Source organism: Desulfovibrio cuneatus DSM 11391 (genome assembly GCF_000430005.1).
GTDB lineage: Bacteria > Desulfobacterota > Desulfovibrionia > Desulfovibrionales > Desulfovibrionaceae > Frigididesulfovibrio > Frigididesulfovibrio cuneatus.
Genome location: NZ_AUCY01000036.1, coordinates 19,194 through 34,673, shown reverse-complemented (window position 1 = coordinate 34,673; position 15,480 = coordinate 19,194). Strand labels below are relative to the sequence as shown.

The 15,480-nt window shown below is 54.7% G+C and carries 13 protein-coding genes; 5 read left to right on the top strand and 8 right to left on the bottom strand.

Annotated features, from left to right (window positions below):
• Positions 1 to 176 precede the first annotated feature (176 nt).
• From G497_RS0109880 to G497_RS0109840, 8 genes are all read right to left on the bottom strand, one after another.
• On the bottom strand, positions 177 to 707 hold the full coding sequence (locus tag G497_RS0109880) for a hypothetical protein (RefSeq protein WP_027188029.1): 531 nt from the start codon (positions 705 to 707) through the stop codon (positions 177 to 179).
• On the bottom strand, positions 704 to 2,452 hold the full coding sequence (locus tag G497_RS0109875; RefSeq protein ID WP_027188028.1) for an RHS repeat-associated core domain-containing protein: 1,749 nt from the start codon (positions 2,450 to 2,452) through the stop codon (positions 704 to 706). Before G497_RS0109875 ends, G497_RS0109880 begins: the two co-directional genes overlap by 4 nt.
• A 1,157-nt stretch (positions 2,453 to 3,609) precedes the next feature.
• Positions 3,610 to 5,064 (bottom strand): sodium:solute symporter family transporter, encoded by a 1,455-nt coding sequence (locus tag G497_RS17625; protein WP_034637450.1) that lies wholly within the window; start codon positions 5,062 to 5,064, stop codon positions 3,610 to 3,612.
• A gap of 188 nt (positions 5,065 to 5,252) precedes the next feature.
• Positions 5,253 to 5,399, bottom strand: coding sequence for a hypothetical protein (locus G497_RS20165; protein WP_156908037.1), 147 nt, complete (start codon positions 5,397 to 5,399; stop codon positions 5,253 to 5,255).
• A 233-nt stretch (positions 5,400 to 5,632) separates the two neighbouring features.
• Complete coding sequence (locus tag G497_RS0109855) at positions 5,633 to 6,241, bottom strand: 2-oxoacid:ferredoxin oxidoreductase subunit gamma family protein (protein WP_245576375.1); 609 nt, start codon at positions 6,239 to 6,241, stop codon at positions 5,633 to 5,635.
• A gap of 172 nt (positions 6,242 to 6,413) precedes the next feature.
• On the bottom strand, positions 6,414 to 7,241 hold the full coding sequence (locus tag G497_RS17620; protein WP_084516174.1) for a thiamine pyrophosphate-dependent enzyme: 828 nt from the start codon (positions 7,239 to 7,241) through the stop codon (positions 6,414 to 6,416).
• Positions 7,238 to 8,302 carry a 3-methyl-2-oxobutanoate dehydrogenase subunit VorB gene (gene vorB / locus G497_RS0109845; protein ID WP_034637458.1) on the bottom strand — a complete coding sequence of 355 codons (1,065 nt, stop codon included), beginning with the start codon at positions 8,300 to 8,302 and terminating at the stop codon, positions 7,238 to 7,240. The genes G497_RS17620 and vorB overlap by 4 nt, the downstream gene beginning before the upstream one ends.
• A gap of 122 nt (positions 8,303 to 8,424) precedes the next feature.
• Positions 8,425 to 8,652 carry a 4Fe-4S binding protein gene (locus tag G497_RS0109840; protein ID WP_027188024.1) on the bottom strand — a complete coding sequence of 76 codons (228 nt, stop codon included), beginning with the start codon at positions 8,650 to 8,652 and terminating at the stop codon, positions 8,425 to 8,427.
• Between the two features lie 714 nt (positions 8,653 to 9,366).
• Here G497_RS0109840 and G497_RS0109835 point away from each other — a divergent pair.
• From G497_RS0109835 to pyrE, 5 genes are all read left to right on the top strand, one after another.
• A complete protein-coding gene (locus G497_RS0109835; protein WP_027188023.1) occupies positions 9,367 to 10,752 on the top strand; it encodes a sigma-54-dependent transcriptional regulator in 1,386 nt (461 codons plus the stop codon).
• Positions 10,753 to 10,855: 103 nt separating this feature from the next.
• Positions 10,856 to 11,812 (top strand): ATP-dependent sacrificial sulfur transferase LarE, encoded by a 957-nt coding sequence (larE, locus tag G497_RS19210; protein WP_051258021.1) that lies wholly within the window; start codon positions 10,856 to 10,858, stop codon positions 11,810 to 11,812.
• 760 nt (positions 11,813 to 12,572) lie between these two features.
• Positions 12,573 to 12,914, top strand: coding sequence for an FmdB family zinc ribbon protein (locus G497_RS0109815; RefSeq protein ID WP_027188022.1), 342 nt, complete (start codon positions 12,573 to 12,575; stop codon positions 12,912 to 12,914).
• 163 nt (positions 12,915 to 13,077) lie between these two features.
• Positions 13,078 to 14,385 (top strand): adenylosuccinate lyase, encoded by a 1,308-nt coding sequence (gene purB / locus G497_RS0109810; RefSeq protein ID WP_027188021.1) that lies wholly within the window; start codon positions 13,078 to 13,080, stop codon positions 14,383 to 14,385.
• A gap of 85 nt (positions 14,386 to 14,470) precedes the next feature.
• Entirely contained in the window at positions 14,471 to 15,043 is a 573-nt protein-coding gene (pyrE, locus tag G497_RS0109805) for an orotate phosphoribosyltransferase (protein WP_027188020.1), read from the top strand.
• Positions 15,044 to 15,480: the final 437 nt, after the last annotated feature.

Here is a 15,480-nt window from a genome sequence, read left to right as displayed (position 1 = left end):
CTTGGGGCAGAGCCCCAAGTGTGTGGGGGTGTCGGGGGGCCGCACAAGGGCCCCTCCGACCCAAGCGGAGCGGCAAACAAAACAAAAAACCACAAGCGGTTGCGGCGTCACGCCGCACAATCGATACGACTGCTGGCAGGAATTGTTATTTTCCCTTTACCACGATTTCTCCTCTATTATTCCTCAGGGGGAGGAACATACAATTCTGGCTCTGTTTCCGGGATAATCTTGAACGTTTTAAGAATTTGCTCGTAGAGCTTTATATGTTTTGGTTTGCCCGTGTAAGAATAGTTCGCGTAATATATCATACTCATGATCTCTTCAGGATGTCGTGCCATTGCCCGAACGGAATCAGGACACACGTAATAAAACGAGAACATCCCCGTAACAGGGACTTTCTGGCAAGGTGCCACTTCTTGCAAAAAAACCACATCATCGGCAAAATCGTTGGGGACGCTGTCGTCAAGCATAGAGCGCCCTTCACCCCAAAAATTGATTTGTTCATTCTTTAAGAATAAAGATATGCCGTGGTTGGGATTAGGAGGATACCAATCATCACGGTCAATACGTTTAATGTTGGCTGTATCATATTCAAATGAGTAGCAAAATTGAAAATTTTCATATACCTCCGTATTCTTTTTTGCTTGGGCTGCACTTGCCATTCCCACTAGGCACATCATGGAAAGCAGAGCAGACAATAGCTTCATTTTAGTTTCCTTTTTACAATAGTCTTATATTGTTTACGAAGTTTCTCGTCGTATTTCGGATCTTTAGAATTATAGGCGTTGGGGCCATTGTAGCGTAAACCATGAATGAACTCTTCCATGCTTTTGCTGCCACTCACCCAGTCTGCATAGTTCTTTACCCAATACTCTACGCTTTTTCCGAGAGAAGAGAATGACAGATTATTCTTACCGGCGTTGGTCAGACCAAAAAGATTGTTTAGCCCAAAATTATGGTCATTAAGCCAACTACTTTCGTGAGAAGCAAGTGCCATCAAGTAATCAGGGTCAATATTCAAATGATCAGCAGCCTCTTTGAGCATGTCGGCCAGCAAATAAAAGCGAGCAACTTTATCGTCGACAGGCATTTTATCAACAATCTGCCCCTTTGTTGCACGCTGTAACGCTTCACCAATATTATAGGAATAGGGAGTACTTGTGAAGTTTTTACGCGCATATTTTCTCATTTCCCTCGGCAAGTTATCCGCCCCATCCTTAAAGGTAAACTTGCCCACATCATCCCGGGGATGCAAGCTCTCGTTCCACTGCCGTGTTGCCAACCCCTGCGGGTCAACACAACTGACAGGGTCATCCACGCAGTAGTCGTACAAATCCGCATCGCCGCGCAGGTCGCGGGCAGGGTCTTGGGCGGTGAAGCGTCCCGTTTGCGGGTCGTAGTCGCGGTATCCGAAGCGAACGAAGCCTGTATGTTCATCCACTAGCCCGCCCGCAAAGCCAAGGGGGAACGACAATTCCGGGAAGGAATCGCGTAGCACATTGCCAAAGCTGTCGTACTCGATTTCCTTCACCATGCGTCCGTCTTCTGTGCTCAGGGTGCGGATGCTGCCCACCTGGTCGGCCCCGATGTGCAGAAAAAGGCTGTCCGTAGCCCCTTGTGCTTGGAACATGGGGGAATACTGATCCAGATTGCCGCGTTGAAAGCGCTCCTTAATGAAGGCCGCCCCGGTGCCGCTGATGTATACTCCCATGGGGACACGTTGCCCCTTGTACTGGAATGTGTAGCGAGTGTCCTGCATCACATCGTAATACTCTTGTAGTTGTAGCGGAGTTTGCCAGCGGTATTCCCCCACCAACCGCCCCGACACGTGAATGCGCTCCGGCAGCAGGCTTTGCCCATATTCATAGCGCACTTCAAACCCGGAAGGCAGGGTGACGCTGTCCAGCCGAGTGTCGTCGCCGTAGCTGAAATAGGTATTTTTGCCGTTTTCCTGCCTTCCGCGCAGAGTGTCGGAGGCGGTGTAGTAAAAGTGGGTGGCGTTTACTTCCACCAGTTGCCCCTCGTCATTGTAGGTGAATCTGCGCTGCCCGCCCCGGTGGCGCATGGCAGAGGGCACGCGGTCTGCAATGCGCTGGCCTTGGGTGTTGTATGTGTATTCTTCCGTTACCGCGCCGTTGCAACGTACCGTGGCAAGGTGCCCTGCCACGTCATAGGTATACTCCCAGCGGGTGCTTTCGTTGGGGGTATGTTCTTCCTTGGCTTCTATCTTGCCAAGGTGGTTTGTCGTGCAACGCATGCGGAAGACACTGGCACCAGAACCTGCCTGCGGTGAACCAAGTAACGACTGGCGCGGGGCAGTGCCTTGCCAGCCTGCCGCTTGCGGGGGCATGGGGCCGGATGCCCCGGAAAGAAGGGTGCCGGAACTGCTGGAATTTCCGCTGTTGCGAAACACGATTTCTCGTAAAAAATCCTCGGTGCTCATGGGGCGCATATACTGCCTCCTGCCATAAATGGAATACAATTGTGCCGTATGATTCACAACGAATACACGGCAGTTGTTTTCCCCATAGCAGAAGGAGGTAATTGTGGTAAGGCTTGGTTGTATGCTTATGACACGCGGGAGAAGGGCGGGTGGAATAGCTGAGAGAGGGTGCGTGGAATAGCTGAGAGGAGGCGTGTACCGTACAAAACTACTCGCTATCTTTCCTAATGATGGTGGCGTGAATCTTCACTAAAGCCGACGGCAGTCGCAAGCGTAGCGAGCCGTGGAGCGAGGGCAGAGGGCGCGGGCAGCTTTGCTGCCTGTGCATCTCCACGAAGCCCGAGAGGAGAAGGTCGCGTCTTCGCCGCACCGTACAGATAATTCTTCGAGTTACCCCTAGCCCACGTGCGCTTTGCTGCGCCCGCCTACTCACTCGGAGTGCAATCGTTTCGCCTCCACTCTCCGACTTCGCAGAAATTACCTTCTGTGGCACAGTCTTTTTCCCAGCAAGTAACCGATAAGCGCCCCCTCTCTCATGTTCTGCACGGTGCACTCTCCGCGCGAATATATTTGTGCAGCGTACGAGTCTTCGAGTGAGCGAAACAAATCTACCTGAGCGCGGGCCACAAGCTTAGCGGGGACACGGGGTGCAACCCCGTGGGTGTGGGGTTGTTAGGGGGCCGCACAAGGGCCCCCTGACCCTAGCGGAGCGGGAAACAAAAAAAGAACAGAGGAATGGTGTGGCGCTTGCGCCGCAAGAAAATACTATCACCCAAAAAATACTGGATCCCTGCCTTTGCAGGGATGACGGTGCTTAGGCTGGCGCGGCGGCACGCCGCACAAAACTACGCGCTATCACATTGAAAATACTGGATCCCCGCCTGCGCGTGGATGACGGTGCTTGCGCCGAATGCCTTGCCAAACGAAAAAACTTCGTGTTTCCACCTAAGCGGAGCGGCAAACAAAACAAAAAACCACAAGCGTACGCGGCGACACGCCGCACGAAACTCCATGTTTCCACCCAAGCGGAGCGGCAAACAAAAAAAGAACAGAGGAATGGTGTGGCGCTTGCGCCGCAATCCCCCGCGCATCCCCACCTCTTACAAAACCAAGGGGGTGGCACGCCCCTCGCGCCACCCCCTCTTCTTCCAACTAAAGCCCCCTTTTTACACCGCCCCTTCCGTCACCTCTTCTTCTTCCTTCACCCTTTCCGGCATGAGCACCGCCTGCGCACCCCAGCACAGTGCCGAAGCCCCAACCCCCACCACAAACGGTGGTATCTTCGCCCCAAGGCTACCTAAAACCGGCACCACCAGCGCCGTTTGTGGATACGCCAACAAGTACCACGCCATGCAGCAAATACTCCCCCCAATGGCGCTGCACCAGGCCCCACGGGAAGACTGCTTCCCCCACACCACCAGCATAAGGTACGGCACAAACGAACTGGCGGCTATCAGCGTCCAGCTTGTCACGTGCACCATGGATATAAGTGCCCCCTTCAGCCCAGCGCTGCCCCCGGCAATAACCACGCAGGCAATAATGCCCATAAGCCATGTACCGCGCCCGGTTTGCTTGCCGGGAATATCTTCCACCATGGCCGCCACAGCAATGTGGTACAGGGCTGTGGCGGTGGAAAGGGAAGCAGAAACAATGGCCAGAATAAAGAGCTGGCGGCCCACTTCCGGCAACAGCATGGCCACAAGGTGGGGCACCAGCTTGTCTGCCGATTCAATGGTGGGAATGAACACACGGGAAAGGGCAGAAGAAAAGAACACGCCGCCCAGCAAAATGCTGGCCACCAGCATGGCCAGGGGGGCAGAACGCATGGCAGCGTTTTTGTCTGCCAGGGCAAAGTGGCGCTGTATCATTTGTGGCTGCGACCACACAGAAATGGACGTTACCAGCACCAGGGAGATAATAAACATGCCCTGGTCGCCAGAAGAAAGGGAAAGAAACCCTTGGTTGGCGAAGGAATCTGGCGGCAGTGCAGCAAGGGCCCGCATTCCCTCAACCGGGCCACCCACCTTGGCAAGCACGGCAGCGGTGAGCATAACAATGCCTACCAGCATTACCGCGCCTTGCATGGCTTCCGTGTACAGCACGCCGCGCATCCCCCCAATGTACACCGTAAGGCCAACCAGCACGGCCACAATCCACACCAGGGTGTTCAGTTCCACGGGAATAATGTCTACCATCATAATGGCAGCGCCTTTGATAACGGCGGAAGCGTACACCGCCAGGAGCAAGGCAAAAATGGCCCCAAAGAAGCGGCGCAGGCCCGGTGCATTGTGCCCATAGGCCAGCAGTTGGGCGGGGGTGCGCACCCCAAGTTTTTGCTGCCACTGGCGGGTGGGCCAGGCCAGCTTGGCATACACAGCCCAGGTACCCAGCCAGGCCACGCCTGCTGCCACTGCCAGTACCTGCATGCCGTATTTATGGGAAAGGCCGCCAAAGCCCACCAGGGCTACGGAAGAAATGTAGGTGGCCACATAAGCAAGGGCCTGCACGGAAAATTTCACCGGGCCGGAAAGTACGGCGTCGTGCCCACGGCCTTTGCGGGTAAGGTAGATCATGAAAGCAATATAACCGCCCCATAAGGCTAGCATAGAAAGTGAAGGCATTGTTCCCCCTCGAATTGTTATCAATTATAAGGAAACGCTGATTTATTCCGTTTGGCAGCGTTTCTCACTTTTTTTGAGGAGGGGCAGGACGGTAAGAGTCCAGCACCCACCTCAAAAAAAGCTCGTGCCTTGCCAAACGAAAAACTGAGCGTTTCTAATGCTGTCATATAATTATTACTATTTGATAATTACTTCTTACTGGTCTGGCCGGTGGCACCCTGCACAAACCCCTGCACAAGGCGAAGGCCTGAATAGACAATGGCCCCAACTACTGAAGCCAGGGTGATAAATACAAACAGGTCAATTTTCCCCCAAAAACTTTCCACTGGTTCCATACGCGTTCCTTTAGGTTGGCCGTGGCAGCATGCCCGGCATGGGTTAACAAAAAAGCCGCCGACCCTTAGGTCGGCGGCTTGGTATTTTCAGCCGGTTTCTTTCGGCTTCTTTTTACAGCGCAGCGCTCCCCAGGGTCTTGCGGTAAGACGGGGTAAAAAAGAAGCTCATAAAGAAAAATATGGTGTGCATAAAAATCTCCTGAAATAATTCTTGCCTGATATTATTTGCAGTGTCAAGCGTGTGCTTGCGCCGTGGTGGCTTCAAGCGCCTTCACCCCCGCTGCATAGCCAAGGTTAAGGGCAGTGGTGTTTGTTTCCAGCAAATGCTGGTAGTGGGCGCTCAGCACCTGTGGCAGGGTGCGGGCCACCAGGGCAAGGGGCACCACGCCTGTGGCGGCAATGTAGGCCCCCAGGGCCACCATGTTTGCCAGGCGGCCGTTGCCTGCCTGTTCTGCCAGGGCATTGGCCTGCACCCCCACAATGCGTGTGCCTGCTGGGGGAGGCGGGGGCGTTTCCACCAGATTGGTGTTCACCACACAAACGCCCCCTGGCTGAATGAGGGGCACAAATTTTTCGTAGGAGGGCCTGTTCATAATAATAAGGCTGTGGGGCCGGCGAATGAGGGGGGAGCCTATTTCCGCATTGGAAAGGACCACAGTGCAGTTGGCTGTGCCGCCGCGCATTTCAGCGCCGTATACAGGAATGAATGTGGCGTGCAGGCCCGCTTCCATGGCCGCACAGGCCAGCAGGTTACCCATAAGCAAAATTCCTTGCCCACCAAACCCGGCAATGATCAGGTCAAGGTACATGGGGGGTGCTTTGGGGGCTACAGGGCGGCTCATGTGTGTTCCTTTAAAGCGAATGCCTGAGAGCATTGTAACTGTGAAAAGTTGTGTTCATTTTCCCGTAACGCATATGGGCATTCTTCTATAACCCATGGAGATGCCAAAATAAAACAATACGCTTCGCGAGTGTCCGCTGCGCAGCCACAGAGCATTGCAACGTTGCAATGCTCTAGGGTGCTGGTGTGGTGGTCGCCTCTGCCAGAATGTCTTTGTATACACCCAGGGGGAATGCGGGAATCATTTCTTCGGCAATGCGGGTGTTAGCAGCAACGGGGTCCATGCGCCAGTTGGTGGGGCAGCCGGAAAGCATTTCCACAAACCCAAGCCCCTTGCTTTGCAGCTGGGCTTCAAAGGCTTTGAACAAGGCGCGCTTCGCGGCGCGAATGTGCTTTACATCATGCAGGGAAACACGCGCGGCATAGGCCGTGCCATCAAGCCCGCCAATTATTTCTGCCATGCGAAGGGGGCCACCATCTTCCACAAGGGTGCGGCCCCCCGGGGTGGTGGTGGTTTTTTGGCCCACCAGGGTGGTGGGGGCCATTTGCCCGCCTGTCATGCCATATACTGTGTTGTTCACAAAGACCACGGTAAGGTTTTCCCCCCGGTTGGCGGCATGCATAATTTCTGCAAGGCCAATGGCCGCAAGGTCGCCGTCGCCCTGGTAGGTAAACACGAATGAATCGGGGCGGGCCCGCTTCATGCCCGTGGCAGCGGCAGGGCCGCGCCCGTGGGGGGCTTCAAGAATGTCTATGTCCAGGTAACGGTAAATAAAGGCAGAGCAGCCAATGGAAGAAATGGCCACTGTTTTTTCCCGCAGGTTGTAGTGGTCAATGGCTTCTGCCACCATGCGCTGGGCAATGCCGTGGTGGCAACCGGGGCAGTAGTGGGTGGGGGCAAGCAGGTGGGTGTGGGGCGGCGGGTTTACCGCGCGCTCACCTTGCTGGGGGCAAGGGCCTTGTTCGCCCGCCTGGTGGGTGGGGCCGGGAACAGTATTCATGGGTTTCTCCGGCGCATACGCCCGGAGCGGGCATAGGCGTTGGCCAAGGGCTCTAAAAAATCATCCGTGCAGGGCAGTTCCCCCGGCATGTAACCAAAGAAGTCAGAATCGCCAAGGCCGCGCACGGCAAGGCGCACATCTTCCACCATCTGGCCTGTGTTATTTTCAATGGTAATAAAGTGCTTTCCCTGGGCTGCCAGGGCTGCCAGTATTTTTTCCGGGAAGGGGTACAGGGTTATGGGGCGCACAAGGCCAATGCGCAGGCCCTGCTCGCGCAAGGCACGCACCGCACTTTTCACAATACGCCCGGCGGAACCAAAAGCCACTGCCACAAGCTTTGCATCGTCCACGGCAAAAACTTCTGCCCTGGCTTCTTTTTGCATACTGGCATATTTGGCCATTAGCTTGCGGTTGTGGGCAGGCAGGGTGCCCGGTTCCAGGAAAACAGATTTAATGAGGCGCTTTTCCCTTCCGGCGCAGCCATTAAGCTGCCATTCTTCCACTGTGCCATTGTTTATGCCCTTGGGCTGCCACAGGCGCACAGGCTCTTTCATGGTGCCAATAATACCGTCGCCATGAAAAATAACCGGGTTGCGGTAGGTGTAGGCTAGGTCCAGGCCCAGCAGGGTAAGGTCGTAGGCTTCCTGGCAGGAAGAAGGGGCCAGGGTAAGGGTGCGGTAGTCGCCATGGCCGCCACCGCGGGTAGACTGAAAGTAGTCGCCCTGCCCGGTAAAAATATCCCCAAGGCCGGGGCCACCACGGTTCATGTTGATGATAAAGCCGGGAAGTTCGCTGCCCGCCATGTAGGAGATGGTTTCCTGCATAAGGGAAATGCCGGGGCTGGCGGAAGAAACGCAGGCCCGAATGCCGGAAGCCACAGCACCCAGCAGCATGTTGCTGGCTGCCAGTTCGCTTTCAGCCTGCACAAAGGTGCCGCCCACCTTGGGTAGCTCCACTGCCAGTGTTTCCGGTATTTCGTTTTGGGGGGTAATGGGGTAGCCAAAATAACAGCGCACACCGCCTGCAATAAGGGCAAAGGCAATGGCTTCGTTCCCTTTCATAAAGCGCTTGGGTGCCTTGGCAAACCCGCTGCGCGGCAGGGTGGCACGCTGGTTGCCCAGGGTGCCCTGGCACAGGGCTGTGGCAAGGGGGGGGGTGCTTTTTTTGTTGGTATGTATAGGGCTCATGCGCCCCTCTCCTGTTTTTCTGGCGCAAATACACGAATGGCCATATCCGGGCAAATAAGCGCGCAGGAACCGCAGCCTGTGCACAGGCTCATGTCGCTTACCTGTGCAATGGCATAGCCCTGGCTGTTTACCACAGTAGAGCGCCGTAAAATTTTAACGGGGCACACGGTGGTGCACAGCAAGCAGCCTTTGCAGCGTTCTGCCAGAATGATTGCACGGGGCATAAAACCTCTCTTTCGCCGCAGTGCGGCCCTATGGCTACCAGCGTATGTGCCGTTGCAGTGCTCTGGTGCAATGCTGTGGTACAATGTGTTGGTGCATGCGCGGGCATAGAGCCGCTGTGTGGGCGCATGCGCAGGTATTTGCAAAGGGTGAGCGCTGCAACCGGCGTACCTTTATTGAGAAGCAAAACACTCAAAGGCAATTTGGGCTGGAGCAACTATACCTGGTATTGGGGAAAACACGTACTACGTGTTTCCGTATGTTTTTTATGCACGGTTAAAAGACCAGCCCCCATGAAAAGCGAGAATGTACTTCTCTTGTAAAACATATGGGTTTTGTGCTTCTTTGTAATAAACAAACGTGTGCTTGTTTGGGTAGGGAGCTGATGCATGAAATAGTATCAACAGCTTCCTAATGTACACTAAGTATACTACACGTGATTATGACTGTTGAAAAGAAGCTTTTATCCTGTTGGGCTAATTTCTTGGTGCATTTCTCATGGTCGTTGTGTAACCACGGCGTAAATGGCATTGATGGTGCTGTTTTGGGGGGGCCTTGACCCAGGCGTAGTTGCGTTCTATTTTACAGCAACTACCAGTATTAAATCGACCCATAATCAATCACAACAAATTATTCCCCCTTTCAGGGTGCCTTGGGGCAGTGCCTTTTCCGGCACGGTGGGTTGACGTTGCAACGCAAGGAGCAGGGAACAGGCTATGGTGGAGCAAAAACGGCTGCTGATTGTAGATGACGAGCAGGGCATACGCCTTTCTTTGCGTGGTATCCTGGAAGACGAAGGGCACACAGTGTTTGAGGCAGCCAGTGCTGAAGAAGGCTTGGCTTTTCTGGAAAATGACAGCGTTGACCTGATGTTTCTGGATATTTGGTTGCCCGGCATGGACGGCCTTGCCATGCTTGATGTGGTGCGCACCCGCTTTGCTGCCTTGCCTGTGCTGATGATTTCCGGCCACGGCACCATTGAAACGGCGGTAACAGCCATTAAAAAGGGGGCCTACGACTTTATTGAAAAGCCCCTTTCCCTGGAAAAAGTGTTGCTGGCAGTGGAGCGTGCCCTGGAATTTCATGCCTTGAAGCAGGAAAACACCGAATTGCGCGAGCGGCTGGCAGCAGAAGACCCCGGCGGCCCCATGGGTGCTTCCCCGGTAATGGTTTCGTTGCGCGGGCAAATAGCCAGGGTGGCCCCGCTGGATACCTCGGTGCTGATAACCGGGGAAAATGGCACCGGCAAAGAACTGGTGGCCCGCGCCCTGCACCAGGGCAGCAAACGCCAGGACCAACCCCTGGTGGCCCTGAACTGTGCGGCCATTCCGGAAGAATTGATTGAAAGCGAGTTGTTTGGCCATGAAAAAGGGGCCTTTACCGGGGCAGATGCCCCCAAAACAGGCAAGTTTGAAATGGCCCACAAGGGCACCCTGTTTCTGGATGAAATTGGGGACATGAGCCTGAAAACCCAAGCCAAAATTTTGCGTATTCTGCAAGAAAAAACCTTTGAGCGGGTGGGTGGTTCCCGCTCCCAACATGCCGACGTGCGGGTAATTGCCGCCACCAACAAAGATTTACCTGCCGCCATTCAGGCCGGGGAGTTCCGGGAAGACCTGTACTACCGCCTGCGGGTGTTCCCCTTGCAAGTGCCCCCCCTGCGTGAACGCGATGGCGATATTTTGCTGCTTGCCGACTACTTTACCGCCACCCTTGCCCAGGAATTGAATTTGCCGCCTTTTTTGCTGGCTTCCCAGGCCAGAAAAGCCCTGGTGCGGTACCCCTGGCCCGGCAATGTGCGCGAGCTGAAAAACTTTGTGGAACGCATGCTCATTTTGTATGGCGGTGAAACAGTTACGCCGGACCAACTGCCCCAGGAGTTTCATGAAGTTATGCCCCTGGTGGACAAAGAGGGAGCCTTTTTGTTTGAAGAGGCGTTTGATGGAGACTTCAAGGCGGCCCGCAGTGCCTTTGAAGCACGCTTTCTGGCAACAAAACTGCAAGAGTGCGACGGCAACATCAGCCGCCTTGCGGAAAGCATTGGGCTGGAACGCAGCTACCTGTATAAGAAGCTTAAGCTATATAATATTCAGGGAGCGTAGTGGAAACGAAATAACTGAGCGTTTCCAAAATGCAATGTGACCAGTGCTTCCCTCAATTTATCCAGCGTGTTTCCACAGCGCCATTACGCCACGGATTGTAAGTATGAACAGCCATAATACCATAGCAAGCACAAATCCATTGCCCGGTGTAGCCGCTTCCTTACAGGCCCAGTATGCGGGGCTTGTGCAGCGCCTGCATGCCCTGGCCCCGCTGGCCATTGCCTTTTCCGGTGGGCTGGATAGCCGCTTCCTTGCCTTTACAGCGGCCAGGGCAGGGCTGGCCCCGTTGCTGGTGCATGCCCATGGCCCACATGTTCCCCAGCATGAAACCCTTGCCGCACAAGAGTGGGCTACACGGCACAACCTGCGCTTGCTTCAGGTATATTTTACTCCGCTGGAGGCTGTGGACCTTGCCAATAGTGGTACGCAGCGCTGTTACCATTGTAAAAAAACTCTTTTTGCTGTGCTGCAACAAGCGCTTGCCAATGCGGAAGCCGCTGGCGGCGCCCCAGGGCAGGGGGCGTATACCCTGTGTGACGGCACCAATGCTTCTGATATCAAAACCTTTCGCCCAGGGCTGAAGGCCCTGCAAGAAGCTGGCATCATTTCCCCCCTGGCGGAGGCAGGCCTTGAAAAAAATAGCGTGCGCGTTTTGGGGCAAGCCCTTGGGCTGGAATGGGCGCAGCAGCCTGCCACGCCGTGCCTGCTTACCCGCTTCCCCTACGGTGTGGTGCCTTCCTGCTCCCAGCTTGCTACCCTGGCAGAAGGGGAAAAACAACTCGCCGCCCTGCTCCACCCCCTGCTGGAACCCCTGGGGCCAGAAGGGGGCTTGCGCCTGCGCTGCCCCCATGCGCAGCCTGGGGGGCAAGAACAACCTGATGCGCACGGGCAAGCAGGGGATGTTCCCCCACTGCTTGTAGCAGAGCTGCACACCAGTGTGCCCCTGCCTGCCAAGTGGGAAGAGAAGGTGCGGGCGGCGTTGCTGCCTTTGGGCATTGCCCTTGCGGGGCTGGTGTGCCAAACGGCACTTTCCGGTTATTACGACATAAAAAGCTCATAAACAGGTAGCGGCTTTGGAAACACGTATGCCATAATCACGCGGAAATAATTTATGCACAATAAATACAATATGGTAAAATGAATTTGTGCAACCTGTAACGGCGGCTGCCAGAGCAAAAAACATACTTTTTGGGTAGATGTGGAGCCTATTGCAGGCTGCCCCTGGCGGTGAAATAAAGGAAACAGCGTGTTTCCCTTTACAAACTGTACTGGCAAGGGTAAATATACGCGCTTATAAACGGTTATGAAGGAGATATCTCATGAGCCAAAAAAGAAAAGAACGCTCGAAAGAACTGGATCGCAGACGCAAGCGTCGTGCAGAGCGCCTTAAGGTGCGGATCAAAGAAGCCAAGGCTGCCAAAGCTTAGGAAAATTTCATTTATTCCGTTTGGCGGCGTTACTTCGTTTTTTTTAAGCAGTCGAGGACGGAAGAGTTGACTCGGCCCGTCCTGGGCCTCGGCCTTCGGCTTCCGCCCTGCGGGTGGTTCCCAATTCCGCTTTCCTGCGGAATTGTCACTCCTGCTTCAAAAAAACTTGTGCCTTGCCAAACGAAAAAACTGAAATTTTCATGGGGTCGCAACGGATTTCTTGCCAAGGTGCAATTTATTATTTCTTTGGTTTCGTTGTGCCTTTCCCCACAATTTTGGGGTATGCAGCATAGGTGTTTATTGAAACGCTTTTAGAGCAGATTTCCTTTGCAGCAATGGTGTGAAAAGGGGGTCTGCTCTCGGAGTGTGTTTTTTTGCTTTTTGGAGAAATTCATGCCAATTTACGAATACCGCTGCAATGATTGCCAGCAAATTTTTGAAGAATGGTGCAAGCATGTGGAGCCACAGGAGGCAACGCATCCGTGCCCCATTTGCCATGGCACTTCACAGCGCATTATGTCGCAAACCAGTTTTGCCCTGAAAGGGGAAGGCTGGTACGTTACGGAATATGGTTCCCACAAGAACGCCCCCAAGGAAAATGCGGCCAGCCCCGCGGCGGAAGCCCCAGCCGCTTCCACTGATGCCAGTGCCCCGGCTGCCCCGGCACCTGCGGTTGTACCTGCTGCCCCAGTGGCCAAGGCAGAAGCTCCTGCCAAGGCGACGCCTGCCACCTAGGGAAACGCTGTTTATTCCGTTTGGCAGCCTTACCTCGCCAAACGAAATAGCTGAGCGCTTCCCGAGTGCCATTACATCAGTGTTTCCCCAGGTGCAGGCCGGGGCATGACCCTGGTGCAGCAAAAGCGTATCTTTTCACCTTCTAGCCCCCAAAACACACACCATGATAGAACGCTACACCCGCCCGGAAATGGGCGCACTTTGGACCCTGGAGCGCCGCCTGCACACCTGGCTTGAGGTGGAACTGGCGGTGTGTGAAGCCTGGGCAGAAGCGGGCGTTATTGATGCCGCAAGCCTTGCCGAAATTAAGGCAAAGGCCGCTATAGATGTGGACAGGGTGCTGGAAATTGAAGAAGTGACGCGCCATGACGTTATTGCGTTTTTAACGGCGCTGGAAGAAAAGGTGGGCCCTGCGGCCCGCTTCATCCATATTGGGTGTACGTCTTCCGACATTGTGGACACCGCGGGTGCCCTCCTGCTGGTGCGTGCTGGCACCCTTATTTTGCAGGGGTTTGATGCCCTGCTGGACGTGCTGGCTGGCATTGCCAGGCAGCATAAAGGCGTATTGTGCATTGGCAGAACCCACGGCGTGCATGCGGAACCCACCAGCTTTGGCCTGAAAATGGCCGGCTTTTATGCGGAATTTGTTCGCCACCGGGAGCGCTTTGCTGCTGCGGTGGAAGGCATGCGCGTGGGCAAAATTTCCGGCGCTGTGGGCACCTACACCATGCTCACCCCGGCTGTGGAAAAGGCTGCCTGTGCCCGCCTTGGCTTGCAGGTAGACCCGGTTTCCACCCAAATTATTCAGCGCGACAGGCACGCCCACTACTTTACCGCCCTGGCCCTTGCCGCTGGCGGGGTTGAGCGCCTGTGTGTAGAACTGCGCCACCTGCAACGCACTGAAGTGCTGGAAGTGGAAGAAGGTTTTGGCAAAGGCCAAAAAGGTTCTTCTGCCATGCCCCACAAAAAAAATCCCATTTCTGCCGAAAACATGACAGGCCTTGCCCGCCTTGTACGTTCCAACGCGCTGGCCGCCATGGAAAACATGGCCCTGTGGCATGAACGTGACATCAGCCATTCTTCTGTGGAGCGGGTGATAATGCCAGACTCCACCATCCTCATGGACTACATTTTACACCGCCTTACCAGCCTGGTGAAGAACCTGCGGGTGTTGCCGGAAAATATGCAGCGCAACCTCATGGGCTCTTACGGGCTGTTCTTTTCCCAGCGGGTACTGCATGCCCTTATGGAAGAAGCCCGCATGCCCCGACAGGAAGCCTATGCCCTGGTACAGCGCCTTGCCATGCAAAGCTGGGAAACACGTACTTCGTTTCCTGAACTGGTGCGGGCCGACGCTGCCATGCAAACGCGGCTTACCGGGGAAAAAATGGACGAGCTGTTCAACCCCGCCAGCTTCCTGGTGTATGAAGACCAGATTTTTTCCCGTGTGTTTGGGGGAAAGACAGACTAAGCACTTTCATAGCATTCCCCAAAACGTCAGTGCAGGGTATTGCCCTAAGGAAGCACTGGTTTCCCTAACTCTCAAAGGAGAGATTATGTCTATAATCGTACAAGATGCAAAAAAGCGCCTGGCCCGTATTTTGTTTGAAAAATCCTATATGGAAGGCGATTTCACCCTTACTTCCGGGCGCAAAAGCGACTACTATTTTGATTGCCGCCAAAGTTCCCTCCATGCCGAAGGGGCTTTTTTAATTGGCAGCCTGCTGTTTTCCATGATCGCCGATGACAGCATTGTGGCTGTGGGTGGCATGACCATGGGGGCAGACCCGCTTATTACTGCCACTTCCCTGGCTGCCTATGCAACGGGCCGCCAACTGCCCGGCCTTATTGTGCGCAAAGAAGTGAAAGGCCACGGCACTGCCCGCGCAGTGGAAGGTCTTGCCAACGTCAAAAAAGGCGACCACGTGCTGGTGGTGGAAGACGTGCTGAGCACTGGCGGTTCCGCCCTGCGTGCCTGTGCCCGCCTGGAAGAAGCCGGGCTGGTAGTACGTAGCGTGCTGTGCATTTTGAACCGCGAAGAAGGCGGGGCTGAAGCTGTGCAGGCTGCGGGTTATCCTGTGGGCGCTATTTTTACCAGGAGCGAGCTTGTTGCCCTTGGCAAAAAGTAAGGAAACGCTCATGTAATCACTGGTTGTTTTACAACCCTCTGAAATTCTTTCTCCACGTGCAGAATGCACCCTAGGCACACTGGCACAGCGTGGCCTGAAGGCTGGACGCTTGACGTAATTACATGCTGCTCCTAAAATGCTTGCACAGCAGCAAGGGTAAATGTTATCTGGCTTACTAGTTGTGGCGTTTTTTTTGACAAATGCCATTGCTGCAACCTGGGTTACATGGCTTTCGCTCTTTTCTTACTGTTCCACAGGGCGGAAAGAGTCTGCTTTTGTTTGCGCTACAGGCAACTTTGCACGCAGTGCAGTAGGCATGCCACAGTTCATTGGGCATACTCATAATTGTGTTTTCCGAAGGCATACGCACCCGGCAAGTTCTGGGGCGTGGTGTGTAACAACACCGGGTGTACGCAGCTACCCGCCAACCAGGGGTA